Origin of the sequence: Rhizobium metallidurans, assembly GCF_014196505.1 — a bacterium.
Taxonomy (GTDB): Bacteria; Pseudomonadota; Alphaproteobacteria; order Rhizobiales; family Rhizobiaceae; genus Rhizobium; species Rhizobium metallidurans.
Genome location: NZ_JACIDW010000007.1, coordinates 130,053 through 151,352 on the forward strand (window position 1 = coordinate 130,053; position 21,300 = coordinate 151,352).

Below are 21,300 nucleotides of genomic sequence, written 5' to 3' on the forward strand. Positions count from 1 at the left end.
ACGCTAATGCGCTAAAGGTTCGGGCTGCGCCTGGCGTGCCCATGCCGAGAAGTCAGGCTGGCGGCGGGCGCTCATCAGTTTTCCGGCGCAGAAATAGAACAGGAACGTTCCGACGGTATAAGGCGTCAGAATGTCGATCTCGACGAAGGAGCGGGTCGTCAGAAGCACGGCGATGGCAAACAGCAGATAGGATTCGTCGTTTCTGACATCTTCGATCAACCGGCGAAGATGCCCCCAGAGGATCGTCAGCAGCGTCAGCACCACGATGATCAACCCGACCAGACCAACCTCCACCGCCGCTTCGATATAGGTGTTGTGGAAGTGGAAGCCGCTGCGCGAGCCGATGAAGAACTCTTCCCAGAGGCGCTCCGGCTCGGAAAAGCCCTGAACCCAATAGGCCTGGTAGCCGACGCCGAAATAGGGATTTTCGGCCGCGGCCGCGATCCCCTGCTGCCACAGATAGGTGCGCCCCGTGAGCGTCGAATCCTTGCCGAATATGCCGAGCACGGCATCGACCGCGCCGAGATAGACACCAGCCACCGCCAGCACGACCAGAGCGGTACCGCCCCCGATCACCAGAAGCTTTCGCTGGTCGGGTGTGAGCGTCAGCACGACACGCAAGCCAACCATCAGCGCAAGCACGACAACGGTGGTCAGGACCGAGGTCGCCGACTGGCATATCGCAAGGACGTAGGCCGAAAGCAGCCCGACGATCGCGGCGACGGCCATCCATAGACGACGTTCGCCGAAGATGAAGACGGTGGCGACGCATGCGATCACGCCGAGCGAGGCATAAAAGCCGAGCTGGTTCTTCGACGCGAATGCACCGACGAAGCTGTAGGTGTTGTCGATCACGTCGAGTTCGTAGCGACCGAATAGCAGCGAATAGACGATGACGAAGGCGATGCCGACGACGATACCGAGCGTCAGCGTCTTGACGTCCATGACCCTGACGGCGATCAGCGCGCACAGCACTTGCGTCAGATACTGGATCGCGGCGCGCAGCGACACGCTGGGCGCCGCCGACCAGAAGACGGACAGGAAGGCGAACGCGGCGAAGGCGTAGATCCAGATGTAGCGGTTGTAGTTGCCGAGCACCTTGCGGTAATCGACCGCGATCAGCGGCAGCCAGAGCGCATAGTAAAGCAGGATCGCCACTTGCCCGAACCTGAGCGAATAGGCGAAGGCAAAAAGCGAAATCGCCACGGCGGAAACGGCATAGGCCACATTCCCGCCGGGCTGGATGAGCGCCGACTTAGCGATACGCATACTGCCTCGTTACCTCATGGCCAGTCCGGCGGTGACCTTGATCAGATCGCCGGGCTGCAACGCGGTGCTTTCCTGCACCGGGATTTCCTTCGGCTTGCCATCCACGTCGCGGATGACCGAATAAGCGATGCTGGCGGCCCCTGTCGACGTGTCGAAGCGAGCCGCGTCCGTCGATTGGGTGAGCGCCTCGGCCATCAACGAATTGCTGGTCGTGAGCTTCAGGTTGAGCTGGTCGATCTGCGCATCAGCGCTTTGCTTTTCCTGCGCCAACTGGGCGTCCCAGTCGTTGCGAAGCGTGATCTCGTCCTGATTGGCCTTGCTGATATCCTGCTTGGCCTTCAGCGAGTTCGTGTCGATGTCGAGCAGCATTGCCTCGAGGTCGGCCGCGCGTTGCTCGGCCGTCATCTTGCGGGCGCTCAGCACCAGCCCCTTCTCGGCGAGATCGTCGACCTTGTCGCGATCGGCCGTGGCCAGCTCCAGCTGGCGGGTCTGGGTCTGGGTCTTCTTGGCCAGCGTCTCGACTTCGCTCTGCAACAGCGCCCTGAGATCGTTGAGCGCCTGAAGCTGCAGGGTCAGCCGCTTCTTGCGCGAGGCCATCAGAGCGGTCTCGCTGTCGACGAGCGCCCGCGCCTCCGGCTTGTCCTTCAATTCGGCCGGAATCTCGAACGTGTCCTTGTTGTCGATTTCGGCCTGCAGGCGGGCCTGCTTCACCAGAAGCCGCGCCCGGTCCGCCATGTAGACGACCGCGTCGCCCTTGGCGTTGATGAAATCGCGAGCGAACCGCTGGCCGGAATCGGCCCGGCGAAGGCCGCCGGCAAGGCTGACGGCCTTGGCGACGGTCAGGTTCGGCGCGAACGGAAACTCACCCGGCTTCTCCACGTCTCCGGAGAGATAGACCGGGCGAAACTCCGACAGTTCGACGGATGCGGACGGCCGGTCCTTCAGGGCGAACTGCTTCTGCAGCGCCACGCCGATCTGCTTGGCGATGGCGTCGGTCGTCTGCCCGGAAGCGGGAAGATCGCCGAGGAATGGCAGCGAAATACTGCCGGACGGACCAACCGTGTAGTCGCCGCTGACGACGGACCAGTCACGGATCGTCCCATCCGCGGTCTGCCATTCGGCCACTCGAATCTTCACTTTATCCATGGTTCCAAGGCGGTAATCTTCCGCGCTGGCAATGAATGAGGACAGCAGGAATGCACTCAACCCGGCAGCGACTGCGACACCGGATCGAAGGGCACGGGATTGCCCAGCCTTGCTGCCAAATAGACGTTCGTTCATATTTTTCCCCGTGTTTCGTCCCGACGGCGCAGCCACAAGACGGCTCGTCGGGCCTCAAGGATGCCGTTAGTAGCTTCCGCGCTGAGCGCAGACGGCGGGAATGGTCTTTGCGATGATCGCAACGTCCCGTGCCATCGACCAGTTTTCGACGTAGTGGGTGTCGAAAGCGACGCGAGCGGCATAGGAGACATCGTTGCGTCCGCTGACCTGCCACAGACCGGTAAGGCCCGGGCGGGACTGCAGATAGAAGACGGCGGCGTGCTCGTACATTTCAAGTTCGTCTTGAACGACGGGACGCGGGCCGACGACACTCATCTCGCCGCGAATGATGTTGAAGAGCTGGGGAAGCTCATCAAGGCTCAGCTTGCGCAGCACGGCGCCAACGGCAGTGACCCGGGGATCGTTCTGCAGTTTGCGCGTGGCGCGCCACTCTTCCATGGCTGCAGGGTTGTTGCGCAGGTAGTCCTGCAGCACCTTGTCGCCATTGGTCACCATTGTCCGGAACTTCAGGCAACGGAATTCCTGGCCGTTATGGCCGATACGGCGATGTCCATAGAAGGCCGGACCCTTGTCCGTGAGCTTCACAAGCAGCATCACCATCAAAAAGATTGGGCTCAAGAACAAGAGCCCGAGGCAGGCGGCGGACACATCGAATGCCCGTTTTGCGAAGCCGCCTGTGGGCGGAAACGCGTTTTCGTGAACTGCGCCATAAAATGGCGAACTGTCCGATCTCGTCGCAGACTTCATAGAGGTAACTCCACTTATGTTTGCCGTTTGGTCGGTTAAGGCTCAGGACGCTAAGCTAGCGCTGACGAGTTGGGAGTGTATGAGCGGATTTTGTTTTTTTAAGCCACGTTTTTAAAACCGCTCGTTATCGAACGTTTTTGGAAACATTTGTTCAACTTTTTGTATTTCAGGGATCGCTGAAACATATTTAGATTCCACCAAAGCGATCAAAACTATATTTGGAGATCGAAATAAAATGTCCCACGACTTCTTATCAATACAGCGACACCGAAGTTTACAGGGGTAACCGATCTCGGTCCAAAGTTCTTGGGTGCGGGCATCACTTCTCGAACAGACCTGTTTTTAGACTTGCGGAACGACGTTTTATTGCATCGCAACATCAATTTTGCGCCGCACTCACAAATCGTTTGAAATTAAAACTTTGTAATAAAAGTTGAATGCGAAACGCGTCCACTACACCCCTGCGGGTATCGATTGTGGCATAAACAAGAACGTGCATTGCCAAATTCGATGCAACCCTCACATCGAAACCCAACTTTAACGATCTTTTTCGATTGCCGGGGCCGCCGGGCCGATAAGTGGCATTTTTACCAATACCCGGAACAAACCTTTAAGATGACGCTTGTAGTTACTGAATACAGGCGCAAAAGACGTCTTCACCGCTTTAGTTATATGACGAAGTCCTGTAAAAAGAATCTACAAAAGGGTCCTGGTGGGGCCGCGTATTCAATGGCTGTTCATTGAAGGGCACCATCTGGGGAGGCAACAAATGTATGCACCTCGCGTTTTTGTCAGCATGTTGGGCGCACTCGCCGTGTTCGCCGTCGCGACCTATTGGCTGAGCGGCTCTTTATCCGGCGCCCTCATCAAGACCGCGATCTGTGCGATCCTGCTGCAGGCGGGCTATTTCGGCGGCGTGCTTTATCTTGTCTGGAAGGAAGGCAAGGAGCGCAGCGGCGCCAAGCGCACGGCCGGCCGCGCGGAAGAGGCCGAAAAGCGGCACGTACCGCCCTTCAACAGCTCCGAGCCGTTCAATCGCTAAGCGCTGAGGGCAGCTAAGACCCCCGTTCGTCGCTCACGAACCCACCCTTCGTAACATCATGTGAAGCGTTCTCCGTTGTCTGCTGCGCTGCAACGTCCTAGGTCTTGGGCGAAACAACGGAGGTAGAGCGTGGCTGAAACAGCTAGCATATGCGTCATCATCGCCGCCAAGAACGCGGCCGATACGATCGAAATCGCCGTCAGATCAGCACTTCTCGAGCCTGAGGTCGCCGAGGTCGTGGTCGTCGACGACGGCTCGAGCGATTCCACCGCCGAGGCCGCCGAACGCGGCAACGACGCCACCGGCCGGCTGAAAATCGTCAGGTTCGAGAAGAACAGAGGCCCGTCAGCCGCGCGCAATCATGCCATCGACATCTCCACGGCGCCGCTGATCGCCATTCTCGACGCCGACGATTTCTTCTTCGCCGGCCGCTTCTCCCGCATGCTCTCGGACAATGATTGGGAGTTCGTGGCCGACAACATCGCCTTCGTCGATGCCGACACGGTCGCCCAGGCGCCGCAGAAGCTCGATCGCTTCGCCGAAAACCCCCTCTATCTCGACCTGACAACTTTCGTGGACGGCAACATATCCAAGCGTGGCGTGCGCCGCGGCGAGATCGGCTTCCTGAAGCCCGTCATGCGGCGAAGCTTTCTCGACAAGCATCGGCTCCGCTACCGCGAGGACATGCGTCTCGGCGAGGATTACGATCTCTATATCCGCGCGCTCGCGCTCGGCGCCCGCTACAAGGTGATCCACAGCTGCGGCTACGGCGCCGTCGTGCGCGGCAATTCGCTGAGCGGCAGCCACCGCACGGAAGACCTGCGCCGCCTTTACGAGGCGGACCGCGCTCTGTTGAAGGATTTCAAGTTGAAGCCGATGGCGGCCGAAGCCGTGCGCCGGCACGAACAGCACATTCGCGCCAAATACGAACTGCGCCACTTCCTCGACATTAAGAACCAGTCGGGCGCCGGCGCGGCCCTCGCCTATGTCGCGACCCATCCCCTAGCCTTCCCGGCGATCGCCGGCGGCATCCTCGCCGACAAGACCGAGCGCTGGCGCAACCCGGATGGGGTGGCGGTCACCTCAAGCGGCGACCGCCTTCGCTATCTGCTCGACGCACCGGCCGAATAAAGCGATAGGGTCAGGACCGGCTACTTCACCAGTTTGCCCGCGGCCAGCTGGAATGCACTCTGGATCAGCCGCGGGTCCTGCACCAGCCAGCGGGCGAGCAGGCCGAAATCGGGCCGGCGGCGGCGCTTGAGCTGCCCCACCTGCCCCCACAGCGCCTGCTTGCGCGCCCGGCTCTTGTACGACTTGATGGTCGCGATCTCGCGCGGGCGCGACGCGAAGCGGCTCTCCAGCCTGTCGAGCGCCATCCAGGTGATGAACTGCTGCTTGAGATATTCCGGCGACGTGTTGTCGACGCCGTGGAAGATGTTGATCCCCTCGCCGCGCAGCGCCCCCGCATCGGCGCAGAGCAGAACCTGCCTGGCCGCGAGCATGCAGTCGCAGAAGAACAGGACGTCCTCGGCCGCCAGCCGCAGCGCCGCGTCGAAACGCACGCTCCCGATCAAGGGACGGCCGATCACCATGCACGACATGTGCAGGAAGGCCCAGTCGTTGATCATCACGCCCGCGATATCGGGAACGTCGAGGATGACGGGCGTCTCCATCAGCCGCCGCGCGCCGTCGATCTTTTCGAGCGCCGCGATCCCGAAGTGATAGTCGAACTCCGCTCCGCCCTCGATCGACGCCCAGTAGCAGTCGCCACCGAGCGTATCCATGGCCGTGAACGCGTTTTTCAGATGATCCGGCGTCCAGATATCGTCCGAATCGAGAAACGCCACATAGCGCGTGCCGGCCGCGACATGATCGAGCCCGGTATTGCGCGCGCCACCCGGCCCGGCGTTCGGCTGGCTGACGACGGTGATTCGCGCCAGCTCCTCGGCAGTCAGCGGCGCCAGTTCGCTTGCCGGCGCATAGGGCGACTGATCGTCGACGACGATGATATCGAAGTCCTGAAAGCTCTGCGCGAAAGCCGACGCGAGCGCCCGTCTGAGGATGCCGTCATCCCGCTGGTAGAACGGGATAATGATCGTGAAAGTCGCCATACTCTCTCCCTGAGAGGTTCGAATTGGTGCTTCGGCCGGTGGTTATAGCCGTGCCATTTAGGCTAGCTGCTGCACCGCACAAGCATCAGGGGCATTTCGGCCGAAATTTGTCAAAGGCCGCACGACGGCCCACCGCCGCGCCCCGATCCTGAAACGCTTCATTCCGGAGCAGAGCGCCCCATTCCGACCATAAATGGTGAACCAGTTGCGGACGGCTACTGTAACATTTCCTCCCATTCGATAAAAACTTTCGTGCGCCGCACCACGCATTTTGCGCCTAAGCCGGTGAATATAATCATTTTCTTGAATGCACTGCTCACACTGGCTTCTCGGCGACGGGACAACACTCCAGCCGCGCATTTTTCGCGCGCCGTTACGGCAAGTAGTACCTGTCACGAAACGCCGTCCGTGATCACTTTTGCTGCAGTGCCATATTTTCTTCCGTGAATTCGCCCTAACTTCCCTCGCTGCGGGCTGAAGTCTGCTCTGATTGAAACGGTTGCAAAGGGGAGCTGCGACCCAAAAGGGGTGACTGACAACGTGAATGTTGATACCAACGTGTCCTCACGGATCAACCTGATGCGGATTGTGCTCATTTCGGGCATCGTCTTCGTACACATACCATTCAGCGACCAAAGCAGTCCCTTCATCGGGGCCTACGGCGCCTTCGACTGGCTGAGAGTATTCCTGGCGGAAGCGCTGTTTCGGGTTGGCGTGCCGGCCCTGAGTGCGATTTCCGGCTATCTCCTGTTTCGCGGCGGCATGGAGAATTTCAGCTACCTGAAAACGGTGCGCACGAAATCCAAGACCGTGCTGCTGCCATTCCTCTTGTGGAACGGCCTGTTCTTCCTGGCGATCCTGCTGGCGCTCGGCGTCGGCCTCGGTGAAGGATACGTGCCGAGCCCGTGGCAGGCCTCCGTGCGCGAGCTGATGACCCAGCTTTTCGCCGCCGAGGATTTTCCGGTCAACGTGCCGCTCTATTTCCTGCGCGACCTCTTCATCTGCATCCTGCTGTCGCCATTGCTGGCATGGCTGATCATCCGTGCGCCGCTCGTGACGCTGGCGACATTGCTGATCATCGCCGTCATCCCGGATGGCTCGGTCTACATCGTCCTCAAGCGGTCGATCCTGTTCTCTTTCAGCCTGGGCATCTACATCGGTCTCAACAAGATCGACCTGAGGGCGCTGGACCGGTTCGCCTCGCTGGGCACGACATTGCTGCTACTCAGCTGCGCGGCGCTGGCCACCATCATCTACATGACCGGCCCGAGCCTGCCGGGCTGGGTTCAGTTCCTGCGCAACTCGCTCGCCATCTTCGGCGCGCTCGGCTTCTGGCTGCTGTCAGCGCGGCTGATCGAGACCCAGATCGGCCAGCGGCTGTCGAAGACCGGCAGCCTGAGCTTCTGGATCTTCTGCGCCCACTATCCGCTGCTGATCTTCATGTGGATCGTCTGGGGCAAGGCGGGCATCAGCTTCTATCCCGTCTTCTTCATTCTTTCGCTCGTGGTCCTCTTCCCGTTCCTGATTGTCTCGAACGACCTGTGCCGCAAGATCGCCCCCCGTCTATACGGCGTCATGACCGGTGCGCGGACCAAGAAACCCTATGAAAAGGCGGCGTCGGCGGGCGCGGCTCATTCCAAACTCATCACACAGCAAAGGTGACACATGACGACCAAGATCGCCCATGCGCGAAAACCTTGCCCCATCTCCGGCCCGACGCTCGCCGCCATCGGCACGCTGCTGCTCGGCGTCTCTCCGGTGCTCGCCCAGCAGGCAGCCCAGCAACCGGGCACCGCATCCTTCATCGAGAATTTCGACAAGCTCGACCGTAGCATCTGGTACATTTCCGACGGCTGGAACAACGGCCCGCACCAGAACTGCACCTGGTCGAAAAACCAGGTGAAGGTCGAAGGCGGCGCGTTGCAGCTCTCGTTCGCCGAGGGCCAATCGAAGGACCGCAGCTATCTCTGCGGCGAAATCCAGACCAAGAAGCGCTTCGGCTACGGCACCTACGAGGCCCGCATGAAGGCGGCCACCGGCTCCGGCCTGAACTCCGCCTTCTTCACCTACATCGGCCCGACCGACAAGCAGCCGCACGACGAGATCGACTTCGAGGTTCTCGGCAAGAATTCCGGCGAGGTGCAGGTCAACCAGTACATCAAGGCCAAGGGCGGCAACGAGAAGCTGGTCCCGATCGGCTCCAAGGCCGATGAAGGCTTCAACGACTACGCCTTCGTCTGGGAACCCGGCCGGCTGCGCTACTATCTGAACGGCAAGCTGGTTCAGGATGTCACCGATCCCGCGAAGATCCCGACCAGCCAGCAGAAGATTTTCTTCAGCCTCTGGGGCACCGACACGTTGAAGGACTGGATGGGCAAGTTCGCCTACACCAAGCCGACATCGCTGGAGGTCGAGCGCTTCGCCTACACCGCCCCCGGCGACCAGTGCCAGTTCCCTGAATCGATCGCATGCACGCTCAACTGACGAGCGCCGAAGGCGCGCAAACGACAAGGAGTGCCATGCTCAAAGTCCTGTATCTCGTGCATGATCTGGCGGATCCCGCCGTCCGGCGGCGGGTGCTGATGCTGCGCGAGGGTGGCGCGCAGGTGACGCTCGCCGGCTTCCGGCGCGGCGAAAACCGCCTCGCCGAAGTGCACGGCATCACGCCGATCGAACTCGGCCGCACCGCCGACGCCAAGTTCGCGCAGCGCATCGGCGCGGTCGCAAAGGCGATGAGCGGACTGAAGGGCCTGCTGAAGACGGTCGAAAAGCCTGACGTCATCATCGGCCGCAACCTCGAGGCGCTCGCCGTCGCCGATCGCGCCAATGCGATGTTCGGCGGCGATGTGCCCGTCGTCTATGAATGCCTGGATATTCACCGGCTGCTGTCGCGCGACGACATCGTCGGAAAGATCATGCGCGGCGCCGAGGCCCGCTTCGGCCGCCACGCGCGGCTGATCATGACCAGCTCGCCCGCCTTCATCGAACACCACTTCGCGCCGCGCTCCGGCATCAAGGCCGAAACGCTGCTGATCGAAAACAAGGTCATATCGATCGACCAGACGGTCCAGCCGACCATCGCCCGGCCGCTGAAGCAACCCGGCCAGCCGTGGAAGATCGGCTGGTTCGGCGCGCTGCGTTGCCGCAAGTCCCTGGCGATGCTCGCCGAGTTCTCGCGCCTGATGGAAGGCCGTGTCGAGATCGTGCTGCGCGGCCGCCCCGCCTATTCCGAATTCGAGGATTTCGACGGCTTCGTCGCCGCCGAGCCCTATCTCCGCTTCGAAGGCCCGTATCGCAACCCCGAGGATTTGAGGGCGATCTACGACGACGTCCATTTCTCCTGGGCGATCGACTTCTTCGAGGAAGGCCTGAATTCCAGCTGGCTGCTGCCGAACCGGCTCTACGAAGGATGCCTCTACGGCACCGTTCCGATCGCGCTCGAAGGCACCCAGACGGCGCGCTTCCTGCAAGACAAGGCGATCGGCCTTGCTCTTCCCGACGCGAGCCCGGCAGCACTGCGCACGCTGTTCGAAACCATGACCGGCGAACGCTACCATGCGCTCGGCGACGCCGTTGCCTTGACAGATCAGAAAACCTGGCTCGCCGACCGCAGCGACTGCGAAGCGCTCGTCGCCAGCCTTTCCCGCCTTGTGCCTGCTGCCGTCGAGAGGGGCGACAGCAGTGCATCCGCACCGAAAACCGTATCTCAAGAAGGGTGGACAACCATGAAGCCTGATGCCAGTGCCAGCGTCTCCAGTCTCATAATCATCCCCTGTTTGAACGAAGAGAAGCACATCGAGCCGCTGCTCGCCAAGCTGAGCCGCGAGATCGACCATATGAACGCAACGATCGTCGTCGCCGACGGCGGCAGCAAGGATGCGACGCGCGAGATCGTCGCCCGCATCAGCATGGCCGATCCGCGCATCGTGCTGCTCGACAATCCGCGCCGCCTGCAAAGCGCCGCCACCAATCTGGCGGTCGCCACCTTCGGCCGCGACTACGACTATCTCATCCGCATCGACGCTCATGGCGATTATCCGGATGATTATTGCCGCCGCCTCGTTGAGGAAGCGGTCGAGACCCAGGCCGATTCCGTCGTCGTGTCGATGGAGACCGTCGGCTTCGGCATGTTCCAGAAAGCCACCGCCTTCGCCCAAAACTCCAAGCTTGGAAATGGCGGCTCGAAGCATCGCGAGGGTGCGAAGGGCCATTGGACCAATCACGGCCACCACGCCCTGATGCGCATCGCCGCCTTCGAGGCCGTCGGCGGCTACGACGAGACCTTCAGCCACAACGAGGACGCCGAACTCGACTATCGCCTGAAGAAATCGGGCTACGGCATCTGGATGACCGACAAGACGCGCATGGTCTATTACCCGCGCTCCAGCGTCGCCACGCTGTTCAGACAGTATCTCGGCTATGGTCGCGGCCGCGCCAAGAACATCCTCAAGCATGGCAGCATGCCGAATGTTCGCCAGATGCTGCCGCTTCTGGTCGTTCCCGTCTTCATCGGCGCGTTTCTGGCCGTGGTGAACTGGGCCGCCGTCATTCCGTTCAGCCTCTGGGCGGTCGCCTGCGTCGGCTACGGGTTCTGGATGGCGATCGGCCAGCGCAACCCCTACGGCCCGCTGGCCGCCGTATCGGCCATGGTGATGCATTTCGCCTGGTCGGCCGGTTTCTGGATGGAACTCCTGAGCTTCCGCGGCAGAAGGGTGGCATCGTGAACCAACCGAAACAGACGAGACAATTGCAGATCGACATCGGCATCTGCACCTATCGCCGCGCGTCGCTCGACGAGGCGCTGCTGTCGCTGGCCGTTCTGGAGGTCCCTCCCGGCGCGCGGCTGCGCATCATCGTCGCCGACAATGACAAGACCCCGAGCGCCAGGGAGCGCGTCGATGCGCTTCGTCCGCGCATCGCCCACGAAATCGCCTATGTGCATTGCCCGGCGTCGAACATCTCGATCGCCCGCAACGCCTGCCTGGATAACGCCACCGGCGATTTCCTGGCCTTCATCGACGACGACGAGGATGCGAGCGAGGATTGGCTGGTCGAGCTGCTCTCGACCGCCCGCGCCACCAAGGCCGACGCCGTTCTCGGACCCGTCCGCAGCGTCTATGCCGACAGCGCGCCGCGCTGGATGCGGGTCGGCGACTTTCACTCGACGCTGCCCGTCTGGGTCGATGGCGAGATCCGCACGGGCTACACCTGCAACGTCCTGCTGCGCCTCTCTTCGCCCAGCCTCGCCGGCCGCCGCTTCAATCTCGCGCTCGGCCATACGGGTGGAGAAGACACGGAATTCTTCAGCCACATGCATGAGGCCGGCGGCAAGATCGCCTTTGCCGAGAAGGCCTATGTCTACGAACCGGTGACCGAAAACCGCGCCGATCTGTCCTGGCTCGCCAAGCGCCGATTCCGTTTCGGCCAGACCCATGGGCGGCTGCTGCAGGAGACGAGTTCCGGCCTCAACCGGCCGAAGCAGATCGCGCTGGCCACGGCCAAGGCCGGCTTCTGCTACGCGGCCGCCTTGGCCTGCATCTTCTCGGCCGTGCCGCGCTACCGCTACGCCCTGCGCGGCATCATGCATTCGGGCGTCGTCAGCGGCCTGCTCGGCGTGCGCGAAATCCGCCAGTACGGAACGGCGGAGGCCGCATGAAGCAAGACATACCCGACGTCAGCTTTATCATCGCCGCGTATAATGCGGCGGCGACGCTCGGAAAGGCGATCGACAGCGCGCTTGCCCAGCGCGGCGTCACGGTCGAGGTCATCGTTGCCGACGATTGTTCCGCCGACGAAACGAAGGCTATCGCCGAAAGCTATGCCGACCGCAACGTCCGGCTGATCGCGCTTGCCCGCAATGGCGGGCCGTCCGCGGCGCGCAACGCCGCAATCTCGGCCGCCACCGGCCGCTGGCTGGCGGTGCTCGATTCCGACGACACGGTCGATCCGGACCGGCTGCGCAGGATGATATCACGCGCCGAGAAGGCGGGCGCCGAAATCGCCGTCGACAATCTCCGCGTGATCAGGGCCGACGGCACGCCGGCTGAAACCATGTTCGCCGAGGACGCGCTGGCGCGGATGCCGACGCTCACCCTCGCCGCCTTCATCCGTTCCAACGCGCTTTTTCAGACCACCCATAATTTCGGCTATCTGAAGCCGATCTTCCAGCGCGCCTTCATCGAAAGCCACGCGCTTCGCTTCGACGAAAGCCTGAAGATCGGCGAGGACTATCTCTATCTCGCCAGCGCCATGGCGCTCGGCGGCCGCTGCGTTTTCGAACCGCTGGCCGGTTACGACTACAACATTCGCGAAGGGTCGATCTCGCGTGTTCTTTCGCTTCACCACATCGACGCCATGATCGAAGGGGATAAGGCCTTCCTTCGCAATCACACGCTGGATGTGGAAGCAGCAGCGGCCCAGGAGTTCCGGGCAAAGAGCCTGCTTCGGGGAAGAGCCTTCCTCGTTCTCGTCCAGAATATCAAAGACCGGTCGATCCTTGGAACGATCAGAACAGCCTGGGGCACCCCTTCCGCTGTCGGGCATCTCAGCATGCCCATCGCAGCACGGGCCAATCGCGTCATCGCGTCGCTCCGCAAACTGATTGGCCCGCAGGCCGACCTTACAGCCATCGATGGCACGACCCGTTCCCGCAAAGGATAGAGCCATGAACCAACGGAACCTCACCTTGCACAGCTCTCTGCCAAAAGCGCCCGAAGACTCCGATTCCTTCATCGACATCGATCGCCTGATCGCGATCCTGATGCGCCGTATCGGCTCGATCGCGCTCTGCGTCGGAGTGACGGTGACGCTGGCGGTGATCTATCTTCTATTCTCCACATCGCAATATACGTCAATGACGCAGATCCTGCTGGATGACAGCATGACCAGGTACGCGCAGGACGCCACCCCGGTGGCGAACTCGCAGCAGGTGGACATGCAGATCGCCAGCGCCGTCGAGATCCTGAAGTCCAACCAGCTGGCGCTGCGCGTCGTCGATGCCGAGAACCTGCAGGACAACAGCACCATCCTCGATCCGCCCGCCTCCCCTGTTGGCCTGATCAAGTCGGGCATCAAGCTGCTTGCCAGCGCCGTGCTTCCCGGCAGCCCTCCGGTCTCCGAAGACGATGCCCGCGCCGGTCGCCGCCAGAAGGCCGCGGCGCTCATCCAGCAGGCGCTCACGGTGTCTCGCGTCAACCGAAGCGCGGTTCTCGCCGTCTCGTTCCGCTCGACGGACAAGCTGCTCGCCGCGCGCATCACCAAGGCCTATGCCACCGCCTATCTCAGCGACCAGCTGAACGCCAATTTCGACGCGACCGAAAGCGCCTCCGTCTGGCTGCAGCAGCGCCTGACCGATCTGCGGGAACGTTCGCAGCAGGCAGCGCTCGAAGCCGCGAATTTCAAGGCGAAGAATGGCCTGACCTCCGCCAATGGCGAGCTCATGTCCGAGCAGCAGCTGGCCGATCTCACCAAGCAGCTGATCGTCGCCCAGTCGGACGCGGCCAGCACCTCGGCGCGCTACAACCAGTTCAAGCAGATCATCGACCTCGGCCCCGAGGGAGCGGTCAACAACGCGGCCATCTCCTCCGGTCAGGCCAACAATTCCGTCATCCAGGACACGCGCACGCGCTACATCAATGTCAGCAAGCGCGAGCAGGAAGTCACGACGAATTTCGGCGCCGATCATCCGCAGGCCGTGGCGCTGCGCGCGGAAAAGGAAGACCTGACCCGCCAGATCTTTCAGGAGCTGCAGCAGCTGGCTTCGAATGCCCGCAACGAATACGAGGTCGCCCGCTCGCGCGAGGCATCGCTGCGCAAGAACATCGACAACCTGACCGGCAAGAACTCGGAGGCCGACAAGTCCATCGTTCAGCTGAACGACCTGGAACAGCGCGCCACCGCGCTGAAGACGCTCTACGAATCCTACCTCGGCAAGTATGAGGAGGCGGCGCAGCAGCAGTCCTTCCCGATCGCCAAGGCACGCGTCATCTCCGAAGCCGGCGTCCCGGTATCGCCGTCCAGCCCGAAGCGGACGATGACGCTCGGCCTTGCGATCGTTCTCGGTCTGATGGCCGGCGGCGGCCTGGTCGTGTTCCAGGAATTCCGCGAACGCTTCTTCCGCGTCGAAAGCGATGTCCGCACCATCCTCGGCCTGAAATTCCTGGGCTACCTTCCGCTGGTCGGCAAGCCGCCGCGCGAAAGGAAGATCTTCCGAAACCCGAGCCAGCTCGCGCCCGAGCCCGGCGATCCGGTCAACGACGACGGCGCGACCTTCGAGCGCATCATGCGTGTCGTTCTGGAAGCGCCGCGCTCGGTCTTCGCCGAGACGCTCCGCAATGCCAAGCTTGCCAGCGACGTCATGTTCCAGGGTCGCTCCGACCGCGTCATCGGCGTCGTCTCGGCGATGCCGGGCGAAGGCAAGTCGACGACAGCCGCCAATTTCGCGGCGCTCCTGGCTTCAAGCGGCAAGCGCACGCTCCTCATCGACGCCGACCTTCGCAATCCGGGCCTCACCCGCATGCTGAAGTCGCCGCCGCAGCACGGCCTCGTCGAAGCCGTTCTCGGCGAGATCCCGTGGGCCGGCGCCGTGAAGGTCGATCCGACCACGAAGCTCGCGATCCTGCCCGTCATCTCCAACGACAACCTGATGCACACCAGCGAATTGCTGGCATCGCAGGGCATGTTCAATCTGATGGAAAACGCCCGCAAGATGTTCGATTACATCGTCGTCGACCTTGCGCCGCTCGGCCCCGTCATCGACGCCAAGGCCTTCGCGCCGCAGGTCGATGGCTTCCTGTTCGTCACCGAATGGGGTGAGACGCCCACCAACCTGGTGCGCGATGTCCTCAACGCCGAGCCGCAGATCAAGTCGAAGATCCTTGGTGTGATCCTCAACAAGACCGACATGGCCGAACTCGGCAAGTTCACCAACTTCGGCGGCACCGAGCGTTACCGCCACAAGTATACGAGCTACTACACCGAAGAGACGCCGAAGATGCGCGAAACCGCCGAAGCGGACGCCTGATCAAGCGAAACCACGCCTGATCAGGTTGAGAACAGGCGCACCTCGCCCTGCCACAACCGCGCGACAGTCAACCTGTCGCTGCGGAAGGCGCCGGTGTCGAGGTTGAGCCGCATCTCCTGCACGTCGGGCTGATCGACCGGCGTGTGCCCGTGAACGACCAGCTTCGGCAGCGGCAGATCGCTTTCGAAAAAGCGGTGCCGGATGAAGACGAGATCGTCGTCCTGCTGATTGTCGATCGACCGCGCCGGATCGATGCCGGCATGCACGAACAGCACCGCCGGCGTGTCGAGCAGGATCGGCAGCGAGCGCAGGAACTCGATATGCGCCTTCGGCAGCGAATCGCGGATGAACGCATCGCGCTTCGAAGCCGTGCGAAACAATCCGGGCATCTGGTTGGGGTCGATGCCGTAGGAGTGCAAGAGAGCGTCCGCGCCGGTCATCATCCAGCTGTCGTAGGACATCTTGCCGTCGATATAATCGAGCATCATCATTTCATGATTGCCCGTCAGGCTGATGCGATCGAAACCATCGGGTACCGGCTGCATCAGGTGCGAAATCACCTGCGCCGACGCCGGCCCGCGATCGATATAGTCACCGAGCGTGATGATCAGCTTGCGTCCCGGCAGGCGCGACGCATCCTCGAAGATCGCCTGCTCGGCCTGTCGCAGAAGATCGAGCCTGCCGTGAATGTCCCCAATCGCGTAGATCGGCATGTCGCCGGGATCGAGCTGGAGCCGTGTGCGAGGGTTCGACGGCATATGTAACCTCATGCTGCATAATATCATGGGTCGCGGGGGTCGCGCCTTTCGTCAGGCAGCGGCGAACACGACCCAAGACAGCGCCCACGCGGGCAATGGACTGTCAGTAACACTCTTATTTCTTAAAAAACACGCGCTATCTTCGCGCGGCTCCCCCGCCAAGGGCTCCCGATCACCATATAGTGAGCATCCTATGAATCGACAGGCCGGCATGGGACAGGTCTGACGGCCGAGATCATCGGAAATTCGCCGCCGTCCGTCAGGCGAGCGACATCGGCGCGGTCTCGTCGCTCTCGGTCCACTTGGCGCCGGAGGCGACGAACTGCTCGAGCGTCATGTTGTCGAGGATATCGGCGATCGCATCGCGCACGTTGGTCATCGACCGACGCACCTGACAGGTCTCCGGATCGGAGCAGTCGTCGCAGGCTTCGAACGCGGTACGGCTGGCGCAGCGGATGGGCGCGAGCGGACCGTCGAGCGTGCGGATCACATGGCCGATCCTGATTTCCGATGCCGCGCGCGACAGCGAATAGCCACCACCCGGCCCCTTCTTCGATCGCAGGATACCGACATTGCGCAGTTCGAGGAGGATCGTGTCGAGGAACTTCTTCGGAATATTGTTGCGGGCCGCCACATCGTTGATGAATGCGGTTTCGCCCGGTGCGAGCCGTGCGAGATCGACCAACGCCTTCAGGCCGTATTTTCCTTTTTTCGTTAGCATTTCCGGCTACCTTCAGCTCCCACGTGATCCCCTATCCGGCAGGCAATAGCGCTGAATCCGTGAAGAGACAACAAATCACATCGTTTATAGAGTTTATATGGCGAGGTGTTGCCCTACGGCCCCTCGGAAGACGGCCGATCCACCGCCGGAGGCGAGGTCGCTGCATCTGGATTTGGGCCATCGCTTTTGAAAACGGCAAAAGCGAGGGCAATCATCGCGACCACGAAGGCCGCCGCTCCGATCAGCGCCCAGACGGAGAGCCTGCGGCCCTCGCTCAGCATCCGCTCTTCCGTATCCTCCAAACGACCGGGCCGTTCGGCGGCCTGATCCATCAACGGTTTATTAGTCGGACGATCGTCGTGCTCTCGCATATGCACCTCCCGGCAGGCGCCGCGCCGGTGTTCAGATCAGAGGGTCGCGGCCCTGCGCGATACTCCGGTTGAGTTCATCGGCGATATCGCGCGCATCTTCCCGGGAGAGCCCGACCAGATCGCGACCATCCGTCGCCGCCGGCAGCGAGGTCATCGAATCCACGACCGTCCACCGCCCCGAGGCCTCGCGGCGGATCTCGTAACGCAACGGTTCGTCAGGACCATCACACTCCACGAGCACATACCTCCGTAAGCTATGCTCTCTTATCTGTGCCACCGGCACGCTTAGGCAAGGATGCCGCGACCAACTCCGTCAGTCCGCGACATCAGGAACGTTGGCCTTCAACTCCTTGATCCAGACCCGCGCATTGCCATCCGACGGCGCGCGCCAGTCCCCGCGCGGCGAAAGCGAGCCGCCCGACGTGACCTTCGGCCCGTTCGGCGATGCCGAGCGCTTGAACTGGCTGATCGTGAAGAAACGGAAGAGAAACACTTCCATCCATTTCTTGATCACGGGAAGATCGAAGGCGCGGCGCTTGTCCCGCGGGAAATGCGGCGGCCAGACACCGGCCTCGGCATCCCTCCATGCGCAGTAGGCGAGGAAAGCCACCTTCGACGGGCGCAGCCCGAAACGGGTGGTGTAGAACAGCGCGAAGTCGTGCAGGTCGTAGGGACCGATCTTGTCTTCCGTACTTTGCATCACGCCGTTCTCGTCGGCGGGAACGAGTTCCGGCGAGATCAGCGTGCCCAGGATGCGTTCCAGCGTCGCCTTGGCATCGGCGTCGAAGTCGCCGGTGCGGATCACCCAGCGGATGAGGTGCTGGATCAGCGTCTTCGGAACGGAAGCGTTGACATTATAATGGCTCATCTGGTCGCCGACCCCGTAGGTCGACCACCCCAGTCCGATTTCCGAGAGGTCGCCCGTGCCAAGCACCAGCGCGTTGCGCTGGTTGGCGGCGCGGAACAGGAAGTCGGTGCGCAGGCCCGCCTGCACGTTTTCGAAGGTCACGTCGTAGACCGGCTGCCCGCCGGAGAACGGATGCTTGAGGTCGCGGAGTAATTGCAACGCCAGCGGCTTGATGTCGATCTCTTCCGCCGTCACCCCGATGCTGCGCATCAGCGCCCAGGCATTCGATTTTGTCTCGTCGCCGGTGGCAAAGCCCGGCATGGTGAAGCACAATATGTCGGAGCGCGGCCAGCCGAGCCTGTCATAGGCGCGCGCCGCCACCAGCAGCGCATGCGTCGAATCGAGCCCGCCCGAGATCCCCAGGCAAAGCCTCTTGATGCCCGTCGAACGCAGGCGCTTCATCAGGCCCTGCACCTGGATGTTGAAGGTTTCGTAGCAATCCTGGTCCAGCCGGCTCTCGTCGGCCGGAACAAACGGAAACCGCGCCACGTCCCGCTCGAGCCCGATATCGCCCCGAGGCGCCTGGAACTGGAAGCCGATCCTCCGGAACGCGCGGTCCGGCGTGAGATTGAGTGTCGCGGCATCGTTGAAGGTGCCGGTGCGCAGGCGCTCCAGCCGCAGCCGCTCGACATCGATATCGGCGACGCACATCTGCGACGTCATCGGGAAGCGCTCGGTCTCCGACAGCATCGAGCCGAGTTCGTAGATGCAGGCCTGTCCGTCCCAGGCCAGATCGGTCGTCGATTCCCCCGGCCCGGCGGCGGAATAGATGTAGGCGGAAAAGCTGCGCGACGATTGCGCGGCGCAGAGCAGCTTGCGGGTCTCGGCCTTTCCAACGGTGATGTTGCTGGCCGACAGGTTGGTGAGGATGAGCGCGCCGGCTAGCGCGCCGAAATCGCTCGGCGCGGCGGGCGCCCAGAGGTCCTCGCAGATCTCGATATGGAAGGTGAAATCCGCCCGGTCCTCGGCCGCGAAAATCATGTCGATGCCGAACGGCACGGTCTCGCCGGCAACCCGGATCGTCTGATCACGCACGGTCCGCCCGGAGGCAAACCAGCGCTTCTCGTAGAATTCGCGATAATTCGGCAGATGCACCTTCGGCACGACGCCGAGGATGCGGCCGGCGTGAATGGCGACGGCGCAGTTATAAAGTCGCCCCTCATGCTGCAGCGGCGCCCCGATCAACAGAACCGGCGTGAGCGCGGCGCTCGCCGCCACGATCTCGGCGATCGACGCATCCACCGCCTTCAGAAGCGCGTCCTGTCCGAGAAGGTCGTCGATCGCGTAGCCTGATATCCCGAGCTCCGGAAACACCATCAGTCCGACGCCGCGCGCGTGGCCCTGCCGCGCCATGTCGAGCGTCGCCTTCGAATTGAAATCGGGATCGCCGATCTCGCAAATCGGCGTGCAAGCCGCGACGCGGACAAATCCCTGATCATAGACCGAATAGAAATTCACGAATGCCTCCAGCAGCCAAGCGCTTCACGAAGACCAATACATCCAAATGCGGCGGCGCAAAACCGCATCTCTTTGCAAAGCTGACCCCTGTTGGCGTCATCTTTGCAAACCTGCGGCGTATGTCTCAACAGGAATTTCACCGAGGGTTGCATGGCCCGCGAATATATCGCTTACATAGGCGAAAAATTACAAAACTGTCATAAAACTATGGGGGTCCGCCCCTATATCGGCCCCCGCGCGCCCTTCAGTTTCTCACCATCAGAGTTCCGAATGCCAAACCTCGCCCCCGTCCACGCTGGACTGCTCCGGGAAACCATCCCCGGTGAGCGGCGCGTGGCGTTGACGCCCGAGGATGTCGGCAATCTCTCCACGCGCATTGCGATCAGCTTCGAGCCCGGCTGCGGCACCGCGGCCGGTTACGAGGACGAAGCCTATGTCGCCTCGGGCGCGCGCCCGGCCAGCCGCGAGACGATCGCGCGCGAGTGCAATCTCTTCGTCGGCATCCGCAAGCCGCTCGACGCGCACGGCTTCGCCGGATCTCCGACCCTGATCTTCCTCGGCTCACCACTCGACGCCGGCGAACCGGCAGCCCGCGGCCTCATGCTCGACCTCGCGCGCCTTGAAGGCATCGCGGACGCCGGCTGCATGGACGTGGCGACCAGGCAGGCGACCATCTGCGGCCATGCCGCCGTTCTGGAAGGCGCCCGCCAACTCGGCGTCGGCCATCCGATGCTGGTGATGGATGGCGCCCGCGCACGCCCGATCAAGATGGCGACGCTCGGCGCCGGCGCGGCCGCACTCCAGGCGATCGCCACCGCCAGACGCCTTGGCGCCCTCACCTATGTCTTCGGCTTCAACGACGGCGACCGCAGCCGGGCTGAAGCGCTGGGTGCGAAGTTCGTGATGATGGATCCGGCACTCAGCCGCCCAGGCGCCATGACGCCCGACGCGCTCCTCGGGGCCAGCCGCAAGCAGCTCGCCGGCCAGCTGCGTGAAATGCAGCTGATCATATCCAGCGTCGGCGGATCGACCGGACGCGCACCTGTTCTGATCGACGACGCCTCGCTCCCGCTCCTGGCATCCGGCACGGTCATCGTTGATCTCGAGGCCCCCGCCGGTGGCAATTGCGCGATGACAAGGGCAGACGAGATCGTCCTCCTTGCCGACATCAGCATTATCGGAAAAACTACTTTAGCGAGCATCGATGCACGCCAGTCCAGCCGCGTGTTCAGCGAAGGCCTTCGCAAGCTGCTGGAGCGCCTGACGACATCGGACGGCCGCCTGCTGCTTGACCTCAAAGACCCGGCAACCCATCGCCTGCTCGGCGAGCGAATCGCCGGTGCGAGCACCGAATCGTGACCGAAGGACAACCGTAACTCGGCCGCTATATTGCATCGCAGCACGACAGGCGTGCATAAGCATTTATCCATATATATCTGAGATAGCTTGATTTTTGAGATCGGCTGGCTGATAGTCCTGTTGTCGCTGTCACAAAAGTTGCCATTCTGCAACACCGTCCTTTTGCATCGCAAATATGACGGATTATGACTGTATCTGTAATTGATACATTTAAGCCAAAATGTAATTTGCAGCCACGGAGACATCACGTCCCC

18 protein-coding genes and 1 pseudogene are annotated in these 21,300 nt (G+C 62.1%); 10 read left to right on the forward strand and 9 right to left on the reverse strand.

What is annotated here, in order from left to right; translation table 11 throughout:
• Nucleotides 1–3 precede the first annotated feature (3 nt).
• From GGQ67_RS13295 to GGQ67_RS13305, 3 genes are all read right to left on the reverse strand, one after another.
• Nucleotides 4–1,269, reverse strand: a complete 1,266-nt coding sequence (locus GGQ67_RS13295) for an O-antigen ligase family protein (RefSeq protein WP_183900631.1) — start codon at nucleotides 1,267–1,269, stop codon at nucleotides 4–6.
• Nucleotides 1,270–1,278: 9 nt separating this feature from the next.
• The gene (locus GGQ67_RS13300) at nucleotides 1,279–2,550 is read right to left on the reverse strand and encodes a polysaccharide biosynthesis/export family protein (protein WP_183900632.1); all 1,272 of its coding nucleotides are present in this window, start codon (nucleotides 2,548–2,550) and stop codon (nucleotides 1,279–1,281) included.
• A 66-nt stretch (nucleotides 2,551–2,616) separates the two neighbouring features.
• The gene (locus GGQ67_RS13305) at nucleotides 2,617–3,297 is read right to left on the reverse strand and encodes a sugar transferase (protein ID WP_183900633.1); all 681 of its coding nucleotides are present in this window, start codon (nucleotides 3,295–3,297) and stop codon (nucleotides 2,617–2,619) included.
• Nucleotides 3,298–4,066: 769 nt separating this feature from the next.
• Here GGQ67_RS13305 and GGQ67_RS13310 point away from each other — a divergent pair.
• Together GGQ67_RS13310 and GGQ67_RS13315 are read left to right on the forward strand one after the other, a co-directional pair.
• Nucleotides 4,067–4,339, forward strand: coding sequence for an exopolysaccharide production repressor protein (locus GGQ67_RS13310; protein ID WP_183900634.1), 273 nt, complete (start codon nucleotides 4,067–4,069; stop codon nucleotides 4,337–4,339).
• Between the two features lie 129 nt (nucleotides 4,340–4,468).
• Nucleotides 4,469–5,470, forward strand: coding sequence for a glycosyltransferase (locus GGQ67_RS13315; RefSeq protein ID WP_183900635.1), 1,002 nt, complete (start codon nucleotides 4,469–4,471; stop codon nucleotides 5,468–5,470).
• A gap of 20 nt (nucleotides 5,471–5,490) precedes the next feature.
• Here GGQ67_RS13315 and GGQ67_RS13320 read toward each other — a convergent pair whose 3' ends face one another.
• A complete protein-coding gene (locus GGQ67_RS13320; protein WP_183900636.1) occupies nucleotides 5,491–6,450 on the reverse strand; it encodes a glycosyltransferase family 2 protein in 960 nt (319 codons plus the stop codon).
• 579 nt (nucleotides 6,451–7,029) lie between these two features.
• Here GGQ67_RS13320 and GGQ67_RS13325 point away from each other — a divergent pair.
• The 7 genes and pseudogenes from GGQ67_RS13325 (at nucleotide 7,030) to GGQ67_RS13355 (ending at nucleotide 15,472) form a co-directional block, all read left to right on the forward strand.
• Nucleotides 7,030–8,112 (forward strand): acyltransferase family protein, encoded by a 1,083-nt coding sequence (locus GGQ67_RS13325; protein ID WP_210279629.1) that lies wholly within the window; start codon nucleotides 7,030–7,032, stop codon nucleotides 8,110–8,112.
• Nucleotides 8,113–8,115: 3 nt separating this feature from the next.
• Entirely contained in the window at nucleotides 8,116–8,934 is an 819-nt protein-coding gene (gene exoK / locus GGQ67_RS13330) for an endo-1,3-1,4-beta-glycanase ExoK (RefSeq protein ID WP_183900638.1), read from the forward strand.
• 35 nt (nucleotides 8,935–8,969) lie between these two features.
• Nucleotides 8,970–10,112, forward strand: a pseudogene (locus tag GGQ67_RS25605) (glycosyltransferase family protein); the annotation flags it as partial.
• Nucleotides 10,113–10,175: 63 nt separating this feature from the next.
• Entirely contained in the window at nucleotides 10,176–11,174 is a 999-nt protein-coding gene (locus tag GGQ67_RS13340; protein WP_183900673.1) for a glycosyltransferase family 2 protein, read from the forward strand.
• A complete protein-coding gene (locus tag GGQ67_RS13345) occupies nucleotides 11,171–12,106 on the forward strand; it encodes a glycosyltransferase family 2 protein (RefSeq protein ID WP_183900639.1) in 936 nt (311 codons plus the stop codon). Before GGQ67_RS13340 ends, GGQ67_RS13345 begins: the two co-directional genes overlap by 4 nt.
• Nucleotides 12,103–13,110 carry a glycosyltransferase family 2 protein gene (locus tag GGQ67_RS13350; RefSeq protein ID WP_183900640.1) on the forward strand — a complete coding sequence of 336 codons (1,008 nt, stop codon included), beginning with the start codon at nucleotides 12,103–12,105 and terminating at the stop codon, nucleotides 13,108–13,110. Before GGQ67_RS13345 ends, GGQ67_RS13350 begins: the two co-directional genes overlap by 4 nt.
• A gap of 4 nt (nucleotides 13,111–13,114) precedes the next feature.
• Nucleotides 13,115–15,472, forward strand: coding sequence for a polysaccharide biosynthesis tyrosine autokinase (locus GGQ67_RS13355; RefSeq protein WP_183900641.1), 2,358 nt, complete (start codon nucleotides 13,115–13,117; stop codon nucleotides 15,470–15,472).
• A gap of 20 nt (nucleotides 15,473–15,492) precedes the next feature.
• On the opposite strand, the gene GGQ67_RS13360 is transcribed toward GGQ67_RS13355, so the two are convergent.
• The 5 genes from GGQ67_RS13360 to GGQ67_RS13380 form a co-directional block, all read right to left on the reverse strand.
• Nucleotides 15,493–16,230 (reverse strand): metallophosphoesterase, encoded by a 738-nt coding sequence (locus tag GGQ67_RS13360; RefSeq protein WP_183900642.1) that lies wholly within the window; start codon nucleotides 16,228–16,230, stop codon nucleotides 15,493–15,495.
• Between the two features lie 259 nt (nucleotides 16,231–16,489).
• Entirely contained in the window at nucleotides 16,490–16,951 is a 462-nt protein-coding gene (locus tag GGQ67_RS13365; RefSeq protein WP_183900643.1) for an RrF2 family transcriptional regulator, read from the reverse strand.
• 113 nt (nucleotides 16,952–17,064) lie between these two features.
• A complete protein-coding gene (locus GGQ67_RS13370; protein WP_183900644.1) occupies nucleotides 17,065–17,283 on the reverse strand; it encodes a hypothetical protein in 219 nt (72 codons plus the stop codon).
• A 70-nt stretch (nucleotides 17,284–17,353) separates the two neighbouring features.
• Nucleotides 17,354–17,557 (reverse strand): hypothetical protein, encoded by a 204-nt coding sequence (locus GGQ67_RS13375; RefSeq protein WP_183900675.1) that lies wholly within the window; start codon nucleotides 17,555–17,557, stop codon nucleotides 17,354–17,356.
• A gap of 78 nt (nucleotides 17,558–17,635) precedes the next feature.
• Entirely contained in the window at nucleotides 17,636–19,687 is a 2,052-nt protein-coding gene (locus tag GGQ67_RS13380) for an NAD(+) synthase (RefSeq protein ID WP_183900645.1), read from the reverse strand.
• 270 nt (nucleotides 19,688–19,957) lie between these two features.
• On the opposite strand from GGQ67_RS13380, the gene GGQ67_RS13385 reads away from it, so the two are divergent.
• The gene (locus GGQ67_RS13385) at nucleotides 19,958–21,046 is read left to right on the forward strand and encodes a Rossmann-fold NAD(P)-binding domain-containing protein (RefSeq protein ID WP_183900646.1); all 1,089 of its coding nucleotides are present in this window, start codon (nucleotides 19,958–19,960) and stop codon (nucleotides 21,044–21,046) included.
• Nucleotides 21,047–21,300 lie beyond the last annotated feature (254 nt).